The organism is Methylocella sp. CPCC 101449 (genome assembly GCF_031921685.1).
GTDB lineage: Bacteria > Pseudomonadota > Alphaproteobacteria > Rhizobiales > Beijerinckiaceae > Terripilifer.
On record NZ_JAPDHU010000002.1, the window covers coordinates 457,024 to 473,470 of the forward strand.

Here is a 16,447-nt window from a genome sequence, read left to right on the forward strand (position 1 = left end):
CGAGATGCGGCACGTATGTCTTCAACCAATGGATCGATCGTCACGTGCAGAGGCTCTCATTTGATATGGTTGCATGTTACAACAATATAGTTGTAGTACGCAACCATACAAGAGCCGCCACCGACGATCAGGGGGTGAGCGTGCCGTTCACATAATCGATCTTCGGCGCCCGAAACCCCATGGCCGCCCAGGCGGTGAGGAGCTTCCACATGAACCGGCCGGAATGGGTTTTGTAGCTGGGCAGTCCATCGGTGAACTCGACGCCTGGCCGGCGATCCCGCGTCATGGTGCGCATGTCCAGGGCCGGCTGGTCAGCCTTGGCGAAGCGGTCCTTGTAGATCGAAAACCAATGACCACCGCTAAATTCCAGGAACACGGGGGTATTGCAGCAGGTGGCGACGACGCGCCGCGTCTTTGAGGTTGCGGCGAGGCGATATTCCCGCAGATGGGCCTGGCCGCGCAGCCAGCGAACGCGATCCTTGCGGAAAAGCAGATAGTCGGTTCCGCCATCGGCTGCGAGAACGCTGGGGGCGCCGAGGTGGGCTTCGAGGTTCTGGCCGGCCGTCTGGCAACTGGTGCAATGGCAAGAGGCCGTGACGATCGGCTCGCCTCTCGTTTCAAAGGCAACTTGTCCGCAGGTGCAGGCCGCCGTTCGAAGCCGCAGGGAGGAACTGGTCATGGAGGCTCTCTCAGATTTTCTGTAATTAGACTGGACCGTCTAGTTTGATTCGTCAAGCGAGAAGGTATAGACAAGGCACATTGAGCAGGGGCGACATGAACAAGGTGGCGGTGTCACGGATCGAGCGGACGCATCGGGCTATTGTCACGGCGGCGGCGGAGCTGTTTTTGCGCCAAGGCTTCCTTGGCACCAGCATGGATGAGATCGCCGCCGCGGCCGATGTGTCGAAGCAGACCGTCTATTCCCATTTTCAGAGTAAGGAAGCTTTGTTCCTCGGTGTCATCAGGGGCATGAGCGGCGGCGCCAGCGCGGAACTGCAAGAGCAGGTGGCCGATCCCGGCGATGACGTGCCGGTCGAACGCTTCCTCCTCCATTTCGCCAATCAGCAGCTTGCCATCGTGTTGACGCCACGCTTGCTGCAATTGCGACGCTTGGTGATCTCCGAGACCGTACGTTTTCCCGAACTGGGCCGCGAGCTACGCGAGCGTGGGCCGATGCGCTCCATCACTCGGCTCGCCCAAGCCTTCGCGCGTTATCAGGCGCGTGGCCATCTCGACATGGCTGATCCCATGGCGGCGGCTTCATTCTTCAACTGGCTGTTGATGGGCGCGATGACCAACGACGCCATGCTGCTGGGAGATGAGGCGATCCCGCCGGCGGATGAGATGCAGGCCCATGCCAAGGAGGCCGTGCGAATCTTCCTGTCCGCCTACGCGATCAAGGCAGTCTAACTGGTCTTCTTGCCCAGCCGTCCGGCGAGGTCCTGGATATATTGCCAGGCGGTGCGGCCGGAGCGGGCGCCGCGCGTCGTCGCCCATTCCAGCGCTTCGGCGCGCATGGTTTCGGCCGGTATGTCGAGGCCGAAATGCTTGGCATAGCTGAACACCATGTCGAGATATTCGTCCTGGCTGCATTTGTGGAAGCCAAGCCATAGGCCGAAGCGATCCGACAGCGAGACTTTCTCTTCGACCGCTTCATGTGGATTGATCGCCGTTGAGCGCTCGTTCTCCATCATGTCGCGCGGCAAGAGGTGGCGCCGGTTGGAGGTGGCGTAAAACACCACATTGTCGGGCCGGCCTTCGATGCCGCCTTCCAGCACGGCCTTCAATGACTTGTAGGACGTATCGTCGGTATCGAACGACAGGTCATCGCAGAAGACGATGAACTGCTGCGGCGATTGCCGCACGATGTTCATCAGCGCCGGCAGGCTTTCGATATCCTCGCGATGGATCTCGACCAGTTTAAGAGCATGCGAGCCTTCGGGCCGCTCATGGTTGATCTGGGCGTGGATCGCTTTCACCAGCGAGGACTTGCCCATGCCGCGCGCGCCCCAGAGCAGGGCATTGTTGGCGGGCAGGCCCCGGGCGAAACGCAGCGTATTGTCGAAAAGCTGGTCACGGACCCGGTCCACACCCTTGAGCAGGGCCATTTCGACCCGGTTGACCTTCTTGACCGGCTGCAGCACGTGGCCGGCCGCGTGCCAGACTAAGGCATCGGCGGCTTCAAGGTCGGGCCGGTCCTGTGTCTTGGGGGCGAGGCGCTCCAGCGCGCCGGCGATCCGCTCCAGCAGCGGCAACAGGGTTTCCCGATCGGTAGAATTGCTCATTGGCCCTATCCAGTGGTGCGCCTTCCTGACGCTGGCGCGGTTTAGCTTGTGAAATGAGGCAGGTCCATGCCGAAACAGGCATTTGAGGGGTTCGGAAAGCGCAGAGCCGGCATTGCTTTACGGGCGACGGCCGCTATATTCCGCGCCGAATAACCGACCGGTTCGCGCCGGTGCCCGCCAGTCGCTCGATGGAGCCTAGTTTCCAATGTCTTTTATCACTCCGGCCTACGCCCAGGCTGCCGGCTCCGGCCAACTGGACATGATCGCCCAATTGGCGCCTTTCGCCATCATTCTGGTCATCATGTATTTCCTCATCCTGCGGCCGCAGCAGAAGCGCCAGAAGGCTCATCAGGAGATGATCAAGAACGTCCGTCGGGGCGATACGGTGATCACCTCGGCCGGCTTCATCACCAAGGTCACCAAAGTGATCGATGACAATGAAATCGAAGTTGAATTGGCGCCCGAGACGCGGGTGCGCATGGTCCGCTCGATGATCGCCGAAGTGCGCGCCAAGGGCGAGCCGGTCAAGGAATGACCGGAGCCGCGGCTCGTATCTAACCGGAACAGGAAAATATGCTTCGCTTCTCCCGCTGGAAGGTTGCCTCGGTCATTCTGCTGACGGTGCTGACGTTCCTCATCATCGCGCCGAGTTTCCTCACCAAGGAGACCCGCGACGAATACGCCAAACACCTGCCGAAATGGGTGCCGTTCCAGGGCATCGTTTTGGGTCTCGACCTGCAGGGCGGGGCGCATGTGGTGTTCGAGGTTGATTCCGCGGACGTGCTGCGCACCCAGATTGAGAATCTGCGCGACGACGTGCGCCGCATTCTGCGCGAGGAGCGTGTGCGCAGCCTTGCTGGAACGGTCGCGGCCTCCGGTCGTACGATTCAATTGCGCATCAATGACGCTGCCGAACGGGCTCGTGTTTTGACCAAGTTGCGCCAGCAGGCGCAGCCGACCGGTGTTAATGCGCTTGGCCTTGCGACGCCGCCGGTATTCGACGTTCGGGACAATTCGGACGGTCAGATCGTTCTGTCCATCACGGAGGCGGGCACGCAGGAACGTATCCGCCGCGCCGTCGATCAGGCGATCGAAGTCATTCGTCGCCGTATTGACGCACTCGGCACGACCGAGCCGAACATTCAGCGCCAAGGTACCGATCGCGTGCTTGTCCAGGTGCCTGGCCTTCAGGACACGCAGCGTCTCATAGAAATCGTCGGCACCACCGCGAAGCTCGAATTCCGCCTCGTCGCCGATCCCGGCTACAATCCTGGCGATGTCGACATGCTCAATGAATATGAGCGCACGCCGGACGGTAAGAGCGAGCGCGTGGTCGCCACCTATCCGGTTGAAAAGCGCATCATGGTGCAGGGCGAAGACCTCACCGACGCACAGCCGGGCTTCGACACACGCAATGGCGAGCCGGTGGTCAACTTCCGCTTCAACATCCGTGGCGGCCAGCGCTTCGGCGAAGTGACGAGCCAGAACGTCGGCAAGCCCTTCGCCATCGTGCTCGACAACAAGGTGATCTCGGCGCCGCGTATTCTGACCGCCATCACCGGCGGTTCGGGCCAGATTTCCGGCCGCTTCACCGTGCAACAGGCCAACGATCTGGCGATCCTGCTGCGCGCTGGCGCTCTGCCGGCGAAACTCACCGTGGTCGAGGAACGGACCGTCGGTCCGGGTCTTGGCCAGGACTCGATCGATGCCGGCAAGCGCGCCGCTTATGTCGCCGCCGGCCTCGTCATCTTCTATATGTTGATGACCTATGGCCTGTTCGGCGTCTTCGCCAATCTGGCGCTCACCATCCATATCGGCATGATTTTCGCCGGCCTGATCTTGCTTCAGGCGACGCTGACCCTGCCGGGTATTGCCGGTATCGTTCTCACCATCGGCATGGCGGTGGACGCCAACGTGCTGATCTACGAACGCATTCGTGAAGAAGCGAAATCCGGACGATCGATCATTTCAGCCCTGGATGCCGGTTTCAACCGCGCTTTCGCCACGATCATCGACTCCAACTCGACGATGATGGTGGCCGCCGTGATCCTGTACTTCCTGGGGTCCGGACCGGTGCGCGGCTTCGCCGTGTCGCTCGGTCTTGGCATTATCACGTCCGTCGTCACCGCGGTGACGATGACCCGCATGATGATCGCGCTGTGGTACCGCTGGAAGCGGCCGACCACGATCCCGATCTGATTTTTAGAAAGCGCCCATGTTCCGGTTCCGTCTCGCCCCCGACAACATGCACTTTGGCTTCATGCGCCTGCGGCGCCTGAGCTATCCATTCTCCGCCATGATGTCGATCTTGTCGGTCGTCGCCTTCCTGACGCTCGGCTTGAACTTCGGCATCGACTTCTCGGGCGGCACCATGCTGGAGCTGCGTGCCAAGTCGGGGCAAATGGATCTGGCGCAGTTGCGCCAGCTCGGCGACAAACTGAATCTCGGCGAAGTCGAAGTTCAGGCTTTCGGTGACGGCCAGGACGCGACCTTGCGTCTGCGTTTGCAGCCGGGTGGCGATCAGGGCCAGCGCGATGCTGTCGACAAGGTGCGTGGCGCTCTCGGCGATGCCTATGAATTTCGCCGCACCGAAGTGGTGGGGCCGCGCGTCTCCGGCGAACTCGTTCAATCAGGCACGCTCGGTGTCGTGTTGTCGGTTCTGGCGGTGCTGATCTATCTCTGGTTCCGCTACGAATGGCAGCTTGCGGTGGCAGCCGTCATCGCGACCATGCACGATCTGTTGCTGACAGTCGGCTTTTTCGCCGTCACGCGGCTTGAGTTCAATATCACCTCGATCGCGGCGATTCTGACGGTGGTTGGTCTGTCACTCAACGAAACCGTTGTCGTGCTCGACCGTATTCGCGAGATGATGAAGAAATATCGCCGCGCCACCATGGCCGAGATCATCGATCTGTCGATCAATGCGGTTCTGTCGCGTACCATCATGACGGCGACGACCACTTTGCTGGCCCTGCTGGCCCTGGTGTTCTTCGGCGGTCACGTTATCCAGTCGTTCTCGCTCGCCATGATGTGGGGCGTTCTGGTCGCGACTTATTCGTCGATCTTCATCTGCTCGCCGGTGCTGATCTATCTCGGCGCACCCGGCCATGCGGCCGACGTCAAGCAGCCGGCGACGACGCCCTAAAAGGCTGACCGCGTTCGATCGAACGCGGTCTTGCCTCAAACTGCGCTCTCGCGTGCCCAACTCGGGAGGCTTGCAATGAATGCGCAACGCCATGACGGATTCTTTCCGGGCGAAGCCAATATCGACGGCTATGGCGCCGGCGGCTTTCAATTCGCCGGCATGTCGCATCGAGGCTCGATCCTCGTCACGCCCTCCGGCGTTCGCGCCTGGCCGGTGAATGATGTGTCCGCGCTCGATGTCGCGAGCCTCCAGCCGATCTTTGATGAACCGGCGGGAACAATCGAATTGCTGCTGATCGGCACGGGACGGACGCTGGCCCCCTTGTCGCCATCCGTCCGCCAAGCGCTGAGGGCCCATGGCTTGCGTTTCGATCCGATGGCCACCGGCCATGCGGTGTCGACCTACAACATTCTGTTGGGCGAACGCCGCAAGGTGGCGGCCGCTCTCATCGCCGCGCCATGAGCGATCTGTCATGAGCGAATTGGCGGAAGCCTATGCCGCTTGCGAACAGGCGCTGCGCACCGGCGACCGCGACCGCTGGTTGGCGTCCCTGTTCGTGCCGGCCCAGCATCGGCCGCACGTTCACGCCCTCTATGCTTTTTCCCATGAAGTGGCGCGCGCGCGCGAAGCGGTGTCCGATCCGCGCCTTGGTGAAATCCGGCTGCAATGGTGGCGCGAGGTGATCGAAGGCGGGCGGGACACGGAGGCGCAAGCCAATCCGCTGTCCCAGGCGCTGCTCGATACGATCGTGAAATTCAATCTGCCGCGATCCGCTCTGGTCAATCTCATCGAAGCGCGGCGGTTCGATCTCTATGACGATCCGATGCCGAGCCTGAACGATCTGGAGGGCTATTGCGGCGAAACCTGTTCGGCTCTGTTTCGTTTGTGCGCCATCATCTGCGCTGGCGGACGTGATCCGGGCGGCGGAGAAGTCGCCGGTCATGCCGGCTGTGCCTATGCGATGGCCGGACTGCTGCGGGCGCTGCCGTGGCAGGCGGCGCGCGGCCAATGCTATCTGCCAAGCGATGTGCTGAGCCGCCATGGCGCGCTCGTCGAGGCGGCCACGGCGGGGCTCGATTCGCCAGCCTTGCGGGAAGCACTGGCGGACTTGCGCGAACGCATCCGCTTTCACCTTAAGGCGGCCCGCAGCGGCCTGGCGCAGATACCGGAAGAGGTGCGGCCCGTATTCGCGCCGCTTGCCTTTGTCGAGCCTTGGCTGAAGGCGATGGAAAAGCGCGGTTACGAGCCGTTCCGCACCCTCATTGATCCGCCGCAATGGCGGTTGCAATGGGCGCTGGCGCGGTGGCCGGGCCGGCTGCCGCGTTGACGGGACGGGCGCGCGGCGCTTGGCCCGACGTCTGATAGTAGGCGATGATGTCCTTGGGATGCAGGCTCACCTGCGACTTCATGCCGAAGAAGTAAACGCCATTCGCCGCATCGAGGTTTTCGCGCCGCTTGGTGAAGCGGTCGAAGAAGCGCAGCCAGAAGAACGGCAGCGACAGCGCTGTCGCCAGCTTGTTGCCCAGCCCCAAGGCGCGCAGGAAATAACGATAGGACCACAAGAGCGACACACCCGCGCCACCAACGGCGCCAGCTTCGATTTCGCTGAAGCGGCGGAACAGCCAGCGATGGGCGCTGGGGCTGAAGCGCTGGAAGTCGTAAGCGCCCGCATGCACCTGCTGCATGAACGGCGTATCGGCATAGACGAGGCCATCGTTCTTGAGCACGCGATGCAGTTCGCCGACCACCACTTCTGGTTCAAGAACGTGTTCGAGCACCGCCTGAATCCAGATGGCGTCGAAACTCCCGTCCTTGAAGGGCAGATGGTGCGCATCGGCGATGAGCGTCGTCACCGCGGATGGGAAAACATCGGTTGAAACGACACGGACGTCGCTCTGCTCATAGAGCGCTTGAATGCCCGAGCCGACCGTGCCACCGCCGACGACGAGCACCACCGGATTGGGGCGACCGCGCAGGCGCGCCACCAGCTCATCGCATTTGGCTTTCGCCATTTCATTGGTGCCGAACAGGCCCTCGCGCAGTTTCATGCGCAGCATGCCGAAGGTCGACGTGGTGTGGTTGCCGATCTCCGGAATATGGCCGTCGGTGAATTCGGGCTCATCGAACAGGCTGCGCGAGAAATCGACCAGCACAGGCTGGCTCGCGGCATTGACGAAGCCGGCGCCGCCGGCGCGGCAACGGGGATCGGCGCAGCGCAACTTACTGCCCTGGGTGTTCAGACTGCCGTGGCAGCCGGGGCAGCGCAAAAGCGCATAGATGTCTTTGGCCTTGGCAACGGGCATGCGATTACTCCTCGTGTGTCGGGCGCCCGCTGCTCGCCTGACAACATGATCAACGCCCATCCTGAAAGGGGAGGGCAAAAGGCTGATGACGATCGCCGCGACCGTCCCGTTCGATCACCTGAAATTGCCGAAGGCCTCGCAATCCGTTTTGGTGATGCTCAGTAAATTTAAGTATGTAAGTTCACTGTTTAGTAAGCATAATCGTTAGGCTTAACGGCCGCAATCGTAACAGGCCAAATAGGGTAAACAATTAACCTTAATGTGATCGCTGCGCTGATTTCAGCGAGATTTCGCGCGGCGCTCGGCTCTCAACGCCCTCAGGCTGGCACCGGTTCCGATAGCCAAGCTTCCATGTCGCGTTTCGCCCGTTCCGTTAACAGCCGTTTGCGCGCCTGAGATTTCTCGGGACCCCGCAATCTCTTGCCGTCGGGGCTTTTGACCGCCGCTTCAATCGGCGGAAACAGCCCGAAATTGACGTTCATCGGCTGGAAGGACTGTGGCCCAGCGTCGATGGTCTCGATATGGCCGCCGGTGATGTGGTTGATCAGTGCGCCGATGGCCGTGGTGTGGGGTGGCATCTGGATGACCCGGCCCAACGCCTCGGTGGCGGCCATGCGGCCGGCGATCAGGCCGATGGCGGCGCTTTCCACATAACCTTCGCAGCCGGTGATCTGACCGGCGAAGCGGATGCGTGGATCGGCGCGCAGCCGCAGCAGCGGATCGAGCACTTTCGGCGAATTCAGGAAGGTGTTGCGATGCAGACCGCCGAGGCGGGCGAATTCCGCCCGTTCGAGGCCTGGGATCATGCGGAAGATCCGTGTCTGTTCGCTGTGCTTCAGCTTCGTCTGGAAGCCGACCATGTTGTAGAGCGTGCCCAGCGCATTGTCCTGGCGTAGTTGCACTATGGCGTAGGCTTTGACCGTGGGATTGTGCGGGTTGGTCAGGCCGACGGGCTTCAGTGGGCCGTGACGCAAGGTCTCGCGGCCGCGCTCCATCATCACTTCGATGGGCAGGCAGCCGTCGAAATAGGGTGTGCCTTCCCACTCCTTGAAGCCGGTCTTGTCGCCGGCGAGCGCCGCATCGATGAAGGCTTCGTACTCTTCGCGCGACAAAGGGCAATTGATGTAATCGGCGCCGGTGCCGCCGGGACCCACTTTATCGTAACGGGACTGGAACCAGGCTTTGTCCATGTCGATCGAATCGCGATGCACGATCGGCGCGATCGCATCGAAGAAGGCGAGTTCGCTTTCGCCGGTGAGGCGGCCGATACCTTCGGCCAGCGATTGGGACGTGAGCGGGCCGGTGCACACCAGGATCGAAGGCCAGTCCTGCGCCTGAAGGTCTCGCACTTCCTCGCGCACCAGTTCGATCAACGGATGGCTAGAGATGGCCTGAGTCACGGCTTCAGCGAAGCCATCGCGATCGACGGCAAGGGCGCCGCCGGCTGGCACTTGATGCGCATCGGCGGCGCGCATGATGAGCGAATCCATGCGCCGCATTTCCCAATGCAACTGGCCCACCGCATTCATTTCCGCATCGTCCGAGCGGAAGGAATTGGAGCAGACGAGTTCCGCAAGGGCATCCGTCGCATGGGCATCGGTGGCCCGCACGGGACGCATTTCGTGGAGGATGACCGGCACGCCCATCCGGGCGATCTGCCAAGCCGCTTCAGATCCGGCGAGACCGCCGCCGATGATGTGAACGGCAGGCCAAGAAACAGACTGCGAAGAAACGGATTGCGAAGAAACAGGCTGCGAAGACATGCGGCGGGTTATGCCGCCAGGGGCCGATTGGGGCAATGGTGCAGGTGCGTAGCGCAGTGCAAAAATAATGCGCCCGCCGGGGGAGGGACCGGCGGGCGCTTAAACGTGGGGGGCTGAGGGAGGGGAAGCCCGTCCACGCTATTCCAAATCTCTAATCAGATGCCCGAGCTTTGACGCGCAACGGCGTGGATTTCGGAGCGGGTAATGCCCAGATCATGCAATTCGCGATCCGAGAGCTGCGAAAGTTCCGCAACCGCCACCCGATACCGACGCCAGGAGTCAACCCAGGCCACAATGCTCTTGATAGTCATCTTATCCTCACTTGACGGTCTGTCCTGCAGCCCGTCGTTCATGAACACTATGTAGAATGATGCAGCGCACAATGCCATAGCTAAGTTGGACTATCTGATATGCATTTGATGCATGAGATTACAAAATATGAATTCTGTCACTTCTAAAAAGCGTGACACAAACCCGTCACATTGGTTTTTAGCGCCTATTTCTAGCCAAACTTAGTAACAAGAGATGCAGTATATGCATTGCCGCGACGCAAAATGCCCCTAAAAGGGGACGAAACTGATCAAATTTAGGTCGAAAAGCAAAATAAGCGGGCAACGACAGGGATGCCGTGCCCGCCTATGTAAAATTTTGCATGTGTTTTCAATAACACACGCGAACCGGGCGGCGATAACCGATCACATCGCCCCAGGCGTTGTAGATCGGACGCTGGCGAATCTCACAGTCATAGGCCGGAGCCGCATAAGCGGGCTGGGAAGCGGCGATCGCGCCACCGACGAGGGCCGCACCGAGCAGGCCGACGGCCAGGCCGCCGCCATAGCCATGGTGATGCTTCCAGCCGGCGGAGGCCGGGGTGGATGAAACGGCGAAGGTCGCGGCCAGGGCCAGAGCGCCAGCGGTGGCAGCAAGGGTCTTTCTGCTGATCATGACATGCTCCTGTTCTGTTCCGGGCCGGTGGAACTTTTCCGACCGGCGATGGAAAGACCCTAGGCGCCCCTTAGCCGAAAGAATGTGCGCGGCAGCACGAGCCACACGCAGGCTCCAGTTGCCTCCCGCCGCGCAACTTCGCATTGTCCGGCTCGAAACAGGGTTCAGTAGGGTGGAGCGGGACGATGGCCGGCAATGCTTATTCCAAGGGGTTGGATCGTAACCCCGCCAATTATGTGCCCCTCTCGCCTCTGAGCTTTCTCGAACGCGCCGCCTTGGTGCATCCGCATTTGCCCAGTGTCGTCCACGAAACCCGCGCTTTCACGTGGGTCGAGACCTATGCCCGTTGCCGCCGCTTGGCATCGGCCCTGGCGCAACGCGGTCTCGGCATCGGCGACACAGTGGCGGCGATGCTGCCGAATATCCCAGCCATGTATGAAGCGCATTTCGGCGTGCCGATGATCGGCGCGGTGCTGAACACGCTCAACACGCGGCTTGATCCGGAGGCTATCGCCTTCATGCTCGATCACGGCGAAGCCAAAGCGGTGTTGGTCGATCCGGAACTGGCGCCGGTGATGGAACAGGCGCTGGCGCTGTGCAAAGTGAAGCCCTTCGTCATCGATGTCGCCGATCCGGCCTTTTCCGGCGGCAAGACCATCGGCGAGATGGACTATGAGGACTTCATCGCCACGGGCGATCCCAATTTCCGCTGGCATCTGCCCGATGACGAATGGAATGCGTTGGCCCTCAACTACACGTCAGGCACCACCGGCAATCCGAAAGGCGTCGTCTATCACCATCGCGGCGCTTATCTGAATGCGGTGTCCAATGTGCTGGCTTGGGATCTCGGCTCCCATCCGGTTTATCTGTGGACCTTGCCGATGTTTCACTGCAACGGCTGGTGCTATCCCTGGACGATCGCGGCCGTCGCCGGCGTCAATGTCTGTCTACGCAAGGTCGAAGCGCCGAAAATCTTCGAACTGATGGCCCGCCATGGCGTCACCCATATGTGCGGCGCGCCAATCGTCTACAACACACTGGTGAATGCCAGCGACGCGCGTAAGAACGAAGCACGTTCGGTCAAGGGCAGTGTGGCGGGGGCGTCGCCGCCCATGGCGGTGATCGCTGGCGCCGAAAACATCGGCATCAAGCTCACTCATGTCTATGGCCTCACCGAAGTCTATGGTCCCGCCGGTGTCTGCTCGCCGCAGCCCGATTGGGCTTCGCTGCCGCTTGAAGAGCGCGCCAAGCTCACGCGGCGCCAGGGCGTGCCTTATCATTTGCAACAGGCGATGACCGTGCTCAATCCGGAGACCATGGAGGAAGTGCCGCATGACGGTGAGACCATGGGTGAGATCATGTTCCGCGGCAATATCGTGATGCGCGGCTATCTGAAGAACGAGAAAGCGACGCAGGACGCTTTCGCCGGCGGCTGGTTCCACACCGGCGATCTCGCGGTGATCGATCCCGACGGCTACGTGCTGATCCGCGACCGCTCCAAAGACATCATCATTTCGGGGGGTGAGAATATTTCGTCGGTCGAAGTCGAGGACGTGCTCTACAAACATCCCGCCGTACTCGTCGCCGCCGTCGTCGCCAAGCCCGATCCGAAATGGGGCGAGACGCCGTGCGCCTTCATCGAAGTGAAAGAGGGCGCACAAGTGACGGAGGCGGAGATCATCGCCTTCTGCAAGACGCAGCTCGCCGGCTTCAAAGTGCCGAAAGCCGTCGTCTTCGGCACGATCCCGAAAACGTCAACGGGCAAGATTCAGAAGTTCCAATTGCGCGGTCAAGTCGGCAGCGTCAAAGCCTTCGCGAGTTAAAGCCGCAGTCTTCGTGTCATCCCGGACACTTGCGTAGCAAGTGATCCGGGAACCAGTGGCACGTGGTAGAGTTTTATCGTATCGCAAAGACGCTACGTTGAAAGACTGAAGCGTTTGCCCCTGGATACCGGATCACGCTTCGCGTGTCCGGTATGACGCCGAGGTTGCGACAAAGCCGCCATCCTATTGCGGCTCCAACTTCGCCAGCTTCACATAAGCCGCCCAGTCGGCGATCTCTTTATCGATATGCGCCTTGGTCTGAGCCGAGGTGGCGATGAACGGTTCGGCGCCAAACTTGCCGAGGAAGTCGCGTGTCTCCTCCTGCTTGCCGATCTCGGTGAACCAGCCATTGAGCTTGTCGATGATCGGTGCAGGCGTATTGGCCGGCGCCGCCGTCACCCACCACAGATTCATGTCGACATTGGGAATGCCGGCTTCCTGCAGGGTCGGAATATCCGGCAGCGACTTGATGCGCCGGCCCGTGCTGACGCCGAGCGGCCGCATCTTGCCTTCGCGAATGCGCGCCAATGCGAACACCGGATCGCCCATGACGAAATCGATGCGGCCGCCGAGCATATCGTTGATGAAGTCGACACTGGTGCGGTATTGCACCTGCATGGTTTCGAGGCCGGCCGCGTTCTTATAGATCTCGGCCAAAATGGTCGCCGGATTGTTGGCGGTGGCGTAAGAGGCCTGATCCTTCTTCTGCTTAAGATAAGTGGTGAGTTCGGCCACCGTCTTGAACGGCTTCTGTTCATCGACCAGCAGGATGAAGCCCTGGCTCACCAAAGGTGAGATATAGATGAAGTCCTTGCGCGGATCGGTCGTTGGCTTCTTGAACAGATAGAGCGGCGAGGCGAAGGAATCCGAGCCGCCGATGAAAAGCGTATAGCCATCGGGCTTGGAGCGGGCGACATATTCGGTGGCAATGCTCGCGGCAGCGCCCGGACGATTCTCGACGATCACCGTGCGCTTGGCTTGCTGCGACAGCTTGTTGGCGAAATAGCGCGCATAGACGTCAGCGCCACTGCCGGCAGGGAAGCCGACGACGACTTTGATGTCTTGCGTGGGATACTCCTGCGCTGAAACGGACGTGGCGGCGGCAACGAGCGTCAGCAACCCGGCGCACGCGCCGGCAAGCGTTTTCCTCCTCATGCACCTTCTCCCTCGGCACGCGGATGCACCCTCCAACGGCTCTCCACGAACGCTCAGGCTGGCACGTTGGCCATTGATTGACAATTGGTCCAAGGGCCGGTGAAGGTGCCGCCCATCATGCGCCGCGCAGAAAGGCACAGTCGTTTATGTCCACCGCCATCACCGAACAGGCCGTCTCCTTCATTGAAAATGTGCGTTTCGACGATCTTTCGGCCGAAGCATTGCGGATCGGCCGGCGTTGCATGGTCGATACATTGGGCGTGATGCTGGCGGGCACGTCCGAACATGCGGTGCATATTCTGATGGATGACGCGGCCGAGCAGGGCGGACGGCCCGATGCGCTTCTCTTGGCCGCCGGCTGGCAGCGCGTGCCAGCCGCCATGGCGGCGCGCGTGCTGGCGACCGCGGGTCATGCCCACGATTGGGACGACACGCAGGTCTCCCACGATCCTGCCCACGTCTATGGTCTGTTGACCCATCCCTCCGTACCGCCGCTGACGGCGGTACTGGTGATGGCGCAGCGTCTTGGCGGCGTCGACGGCCGTCGCTTCATGCTCGCCTTCCAGACCGGCTTCGAGGTCGAATGCAAGATTTCCGAATGGATGCTGCCGCGTCACTATCGGCGCGGCCATCATTCCTCAGGCACCGTGGGCACGTTCGGCGCGGCAGCGGCGACTGCCAAACTGCTCGGCTTGAAAGGCGAACAGCTTGCCCATGCGCTTGGCATCGCCGCTTCATTCGCCGCCGGCATCCGCGCCTCGTTTGGCACCATGACCAAGCCGCTGCACGTCGGGCGCGCCGCCGAGAATGGCATTACAGCCGCGATGCTCGCCGCCCGTGGCTTCACCGCCGATCCGACGGTGCTCGATGGTCCCTGGGGCTTCTTCTCGGTGATGGGAGAGGGCTTCGATCCGGCGAAGATAGCGCAGGGCTTTGGCCGGCAACTGACGATCGTCGATCCAGGCGTCAGCATCAAACCTTATCCCTCAGGCATTCTCACCCATCAGTCGATGGATGCCATGCTGAAACTGGTGCTCGACCATGATGTGAAGGCCGATGAAGTTAAAAGCATCCGCTTTTACGCCGGCAAGAACATTTTGGAGCCGATCCGTTATCCGGTGGCGGTCAATCATTTGCAGGCGAAGTTTTCCATGCCGGCGCTGCTGTGCATGATCCTGCTCAAACGCCGCGCCAGCCATCATGAATTCATGGATAGCTTTGTGGCGTCCGCGTCCATGCAGGATTTGCAGCGGCGCACGCAGGTGCTGGGCGATGCCGAAATCGATGCGCGTGGCTACGATCTGATCCGTTCGCGCATCGAGGTCGACACCCAGGACGGTCGCACCCTGGTGCAATGGGCCGACGAGCGTTATCGCGGTGGTCCCATGAATCCGCTGTCCGATGCTGACCTCGAAGGCAAGTTCCGCATGTGCGCCGAGGGGGCGCTCGATGCGGGCGCGCAGGCAAAACTGCTGGAGGCGGTGCAGGGTGTTGAAAGCCTCACTAGCGCCGCGCGTCTGGCCGAACTGATGGTCTTTGATGGCCGCCAGCCCCACTGAGTTTTGTCGAAAACGGAACGCTCGCTCCTTGGCCTTAAGCGACAAAGACCATAATATATCGCGACGAGAACAACATCTGGGGCGAAACGCCGATGAATAAGCCAGTCGTCATCGATTCCACCGCTGCCACGCCGGCGCCCGGCGCCGCCGCGGCGATCGCGCGTCCGCCACCCTCGGCCGAATATATGCAGCGCTATCAGAACATCGAGGAATTGCGCCAGGCGGCCCGTCGTCGCCTGCCCAAGGGCGTGTTCGAATATTTCGACCGGGGCACGATGGACGAACTGTCGCTGCGCGACAATCGCACGGGCTTCCAGACGGTCAAACTGCGCAACAAGGTCTGTATCGACGTCACCAAGCGCAGCACCGAGGCGACGATCTTCGGCAAGCCGTTGAGCATGCCCTTGGCCGTCGGGCCGACCGGCGCCGCCGGCGTGTGTTGGTTCGAGGGCGAACTGGCTTTGGCGCGTGCCGCGGCCCGCTTCGGGGTGCCGTTCACCTTGGCGGTTCTGTCGCTGAGCACGATCGAAGCCGTTGCGGCGGCCGGGCAGGGCGCGCGGCAGTGGTTCCAGCTTTATGTGTGGCCCGAGCGCGAACAATCTTATGCCTTGGTGCGCCGCGCCAAGGATGCCGGCTTCGAAACCCTGATCGTTACGGTCGACACGCAGGTCTCGCCGGTGCGCGAATACAATCGCCGCAACGGTTTCACCATGCCGTTCTTCATCAACGGTCGCGCCGTCTGGGATGTGATGCTGCATCCGCGCTGGGCGATCGGCACTTTCGCGCCGCATTACTTCAAATATGGCATGCCGGCGCTGGCGCATCGGCCCAAACCGACAAAGGGTGGCGAGCGGCCTTCGCTTTCCGGTGGCGATGTCACCTGGGAAGACATCAAGCGCCTGCGTGACCTGTGGAAGGGGCCGATGATCCTCAAGGGATTGCACCGGCCGGAGGATGCGGCGCGCGCCGCCGCCGAAGGGCTCGACGCCATCGTCATCTCCAACCATGGCGGGCGCAATCTTGATACCGCCGTCAACTCCCTCGATGTGCTGCCGGAGATCAAGGCCGAGGTCGGCGACAAGATGAAGGTCATCGTCGACAGCGGCATTCGCCGGGGCGGCGATATTCTGAAGGCACGGGCGCTCGGCGCCGATCTGGTGCTGACCGGCCGCGCCACCCTCTATGGCACCTGTGTCGGCGGCGAGGAGGGGGCCTATCACGCCCTGAATTTGCTGCGGAACGAGCTGGAAACTGACATGGGGTTCACGGGCTGCTGCACCAACGACGAAATCGGCCCGCAGGTGCTCTGGCAGCCGAAGAAATAGTCTGAGTGCTATTGGGGAATGGGCCTCGATCTTGGTGTCATCCCCGACGACCGCGCAGCGGTCGAGCGGGGAACCAGGGGCAACCGCTCCGCTGTTGCAGCAAGACCAAATCGTTTGTCTCGACCACTCGCCCCTGGATCCCCG

Annotated in this window: 16 protein-coding genes; 9 read left to right on the forward strand and 7 right to left on the reverse strand. The window is 61.4% G+C overall.

Features of this window, described 5'->3' with window-relative positions; genetic code table 11:
* Positions 1-127: 127 nt before the first annotated feature.
* A complete protein-coding gene (locus tag OIM99_RS12785; RefSeq protein ID WP_311850799.1) occupies positions 128-679 on the reverse strand; it encodes a hypothetical protein in 552 nt (183 codons plus the stop codon).
* A gap of 95 nt (positions 680-774) precedes the next feature.
* Between OIM99_RS12785 and OIM99_RS12790 the strand changes: the two genes are divergently transcribed.
* Positions 775-1,410: a TetR/AcrR family transcriptional regulator gene (locus OIM99_RS12790; protein ID WP_311850800.1), complete on the forward strand. Its 636-nt coding sequence runs from the start codon at positions 775-777 to the stop codon at positions 1,408-1,410.
* Here OIM99_RS12790 and OIM99_RS12795 read toward each other — a convergent pair.
* Complete coding sequence (locus OIM99_RS12795) at positions 1,407-2,285, reverse strand: ATP-binding protein (protein WP_311850801.1); 879 nt, start codon at positions 2,283-2,285, stop codon at positions 1,407-1,409. The two genes, OIM99_RS12790 and OIM99_RS12795, sit on opposite strands and share 4 nt — an antisense overlap.
* Positions 2,286-2,490: 205 nt before the next feature.
* On the opposite strand from OIM99_RS12795, the gene yajC reads away from it, so the two are divergent.
* From yajC to OIM99_RS12820, 5 genes are all read left to right on the forward strand, one after another.
* Positions 2,491-2,820 (forward strand): preprotein translocase subunit YajC, encoded by a 330-nt coding sequence (gene yajC / locus OIM99_RS12800; protein ID WP_311850802.1) that lies wholly within the window; start codon positions 2,491-2,493, stop codon positions 2,818-2,820.
* 38 nt (positions 2,821-2,858) lie between these two features.
* Positions 2,859-4,484 carry a protein translocase subunit SecD gene (gene secD, locus OIM99_RS12805; RefSeq protein WP_311850803.1) on the forward strand — a complete coding sequence of 542 codons (1,626 nt, stop codon included), beginning with the start codon at positions 2,859-2,861 and terminating at the stop codon, positions 4,482-4,484.
* Positions 4,485-4,500: 16 nt separating this feature from the next.
* A complete protein-coding gene (gene secF / locus OIM99_RS12810) occupies positions 4,501-5,430 on the forward strand; it encodes a protein translocase subunit SecF (RefSeq protein ID WP_311850804.1) in 930 nt (309 codons plus the stop codon).
* A gap of 75 nt (positions 5,431-5,505) precedes the next feature.
* The gene (locus tag OIM99_RS12815) at positions 5,506-5,892 is read left to right on the forward strand and encodes an Mth938-like domain-containing protein (protein ID WP_311850805.1); all 387 of its coding nucleotides are present in this window, start codon (positions 5,506-5,508) and stop codon (positions 5,890-5,892) included.
* A 10-nt stretch (positions 5,893-5,902) separates the two neighbouring features.
* Positions 5,903-6,757 (forward strand): phytoene/squalene synthase family protein, encoded by an 855-nt coding sequence (locus tag OIM99_RS12820; protein ID WP_311850806.1) that lies wholly within the window; start codon positions 5,903-5,905, stop codon positions 6,755-6,757.
* On the opposite strand, the gene OIM99_RS12825 is transcribed toward OIM99_RS12820, so the two are convergent.
* From OIM99_RS12825 to OIM99_RS12840, 4 genes are all read right to left on the reverse strand, one after another.
* Positions 6,690-7,733, reverse strand: a complete 1,044-nt coding sequence (locus tag OIM99_RS12825) for a class I SAM-dependent methyltransferase (protein ID WP_311850807.1) — start codon at positions 7,731-7,733, stop codon at positions 6,690-6,692. The two genes, OIM99_RS12820 and OIM99_RS12825, sit on opposite strands and share 68 nt — an antisense overlap.
* A gap of 317 nt (positions 7,734-8,050) precedes the next feature.
* Positions 8,051-9,496, reverse strand: a complete 1,446-nt coding sequence (trmFO, locus tag OIM99_RS12830; protein WP_311850808.1) for a methylenetetrahydrofolate--tRNA-(uracil(54)-C(5))-methyltransferase (FADH(2)-oxidizing) TrmFO — start codon at positions 9,494-9,496, stop codon at positions 8,051-8,053.
* A 155-nt stretch (positions 9,497-9,651) separates the two neighbouring features.
* Entirely contained in the window at positions 9,652-9,807 is a 156-nt protein-coding gene (locus tag OIM99_RS12835; RefSeq protein ID WP_090708915.1) for a DUF1127 domain-containing protein, read from the reverse strand.
* Between the two features lie 349 nt (positions 9,808-10,156).
* Positions 10,157-10,441 carry a hypothetical protein gene (locus OIM99_RS12840; protein WP_311850809.1) on the reverse strand — a complete coding sequence of 95 codons (285 nt, stop codon included), beginning with the start codon at positions 10,439-10,441 and terminating at the stop codon, positions 10,157-10,159.
* Positions 10,442-10,626: 185 nt separating this feature from the next.
* Here OIM99_RS12840 and OIM99_RS12845 point away from each other — a divergent pair, with 185 nt between their 5' ends.
* Entirely contained in the window at positions 10,627-12,264 is a 1,638-nt protein-coding gene (locus OIM99_RS12845) for an acyl-CoA synthetase (RefSeq protein WP_311850810.1), read from the forward strand.
* Positions 12,265-12,447: 183 nt separating this feature from the next.
* Here the strand turns inward: OIM99_RS12845 and OIM99_RS12850 are convergent, their stop codons facing one another.
* The gene (locus tag OIM99_RS12850) at positions 12,448-13,419 is read right to left on the reverse strand and encodes a tripartite tricarboxylate transporter substrate binding protein (protein WP_311850811.1); all 972 of its coding nucleotides are present in this window, start codon (positions 13,417-13,419) and stop codon (positions 12,448-12,450) included.
* 146 nt (positions 13,420-13,565) lie between these two features.
* On the opposite strand from OIM99_RS12850, the gene OIM99_RS12855 reads away from it, so the two are divergent.
* Together OIM99_RS12855 and OIM99_RS12860 are read left to right on the forward strand one after the other, a co-directional pair.
* Positions 13,566-14,978 (forward strand): MmgE/PrpD family protein, encoded by a 1,413-nt coding sequence (locus tag OIM99_RS12855; protein WP_311850812.1) that lies wholly within the window; start codon positions 13,566-13,568, stop codon positions 14,976-14,978.
* A gap of 92 nt (positions 14,979-15,070) precedes the next feature.
* The gene (locus OIM99_RS12860) at positions 15,071-16,303 is read left to right on the forward strand and encodes an alpha-hydroxy acid oxidase (RefSeq protein ID WP_311850813.1); all 1,233 of its coding nucleotides are present in this window, start codon (positions 15,071-15,073) and stop codon (positions 16,301-16,303) included.
* Positions 16,304-16,447 lie beyond the last annotated feature (144 nt).

Bases quoted from the DNA above. Each gene is read 5' to 3' on its own strand.
- OIM99_RS12820 (WP_311850806.1), top strand. From the start codon at position 5,903: ATGAGCGAATTGGCGGAAGCCTATGCCGCTTGCGAACAGGCGCTGCGC.
- OIM99_RS12840 (WP_311850809.1), bottom strand. From the start codon at position 10,441: ATGATCAGCAGAAAGACCCTTGCTGCCACCGCTGGCGCTCTGGCCCTG.
- OIM99_RS12790 (WP_311850800.1), top strand. From the start codon at position 775: ATGAACAAGGTGGCGGTGTCACGGATCGAGCGGACGCATCGGGCTATT.
- OIM99_RS12825 (WP_311850807.1), bottom strand. From the start codon at position 7,733: ATGCCCGTTGCCAAGGCCAAAGACATCTATGCGCTTTTGCGCTGCCCC.
- yajC (WP_311850802.1), top strand. From the start codon at position 2,491: ATGTCTTTTATCACTCCGGCCTACGCCCAGGCTGCCGGCTCCGGCCAA.
- OIM99_RS12785 (WP_311850799.1), bottom strand. From the start codon at position 679: ATGACCAGTTCCTCCCTGCGGCTTCGAACGGCGGCCTGCACCTGCGGA.
- OIM99_RS12850 (WP_311850811.1), bottom strand. From the start codon at position 13,419: ATGAGGAGGAAAACGCTTGCCGGCGCGTGCGCCGGGTTGCTGACGCTC.
- OIM99_RS12860 (WP_311850813.1), top strand. From the start codon at position 15,071: ATGAATAAGCCAGTCGTCATCGATTCCACCGCTGCCACGCCGGCGCCC.
- trmFO (WP_311850808.1), bottom strand. From the start codon at position 9,496: ATGTCTTCGCAGCCTGTTTCTTCGCAATCCGTTTCTTCGCAGTCTGTT.
- OIM99_RS12855 (WP_311850812.1), top strand. From the start codon at position 13,566: ATGTCCACCGCCATCACCGAACAGGCCGTCTCCTTCATTGAAAATGTG.
- OIM99_RS12835 (WP_090708915.1), bottom strand. From the start codon at position 9,807: ATGACTATCAAGAGCATTGTGGCCTGGGTTGACTCCTGGCGTCGGTAT.
- secD (WP_311850803.1), top strand. From the start codon at position 2,859: ATGCTTCGCTTCTCCCGCTGGAAGGTTGCCTCGGTCATTCTGCTGACG.
- OIM99_RS12815 (WP_311850805.1), top strand. From the start codon at position 5,506: ATGAATGCGCAACGCCATGACGGATTCTTTCCGGGCGAAGCCAATATC.
- secF (WP_311850804.1), top strand. From the start codon at position 4,501: ATGTTCCGGTTCCGTCTCGCCCCCGACAACATGCACTTTGGCTTCATG.
- OIM99_RS12795 (WP_311850801.1), bottom strand. From the start codon at position 2,285: ATGAGCAATTCTACCGATCGGGAAACCCTGTTGCCGCTGCTGGAGCGG.
- OIM99_RS12845 (WP_311850810.1), top strand. From the start codon at position 10,627: ATGGCCGGCAATGCTTATTCCAAGGGGTTGGATCGTAACCCCGCCAAT.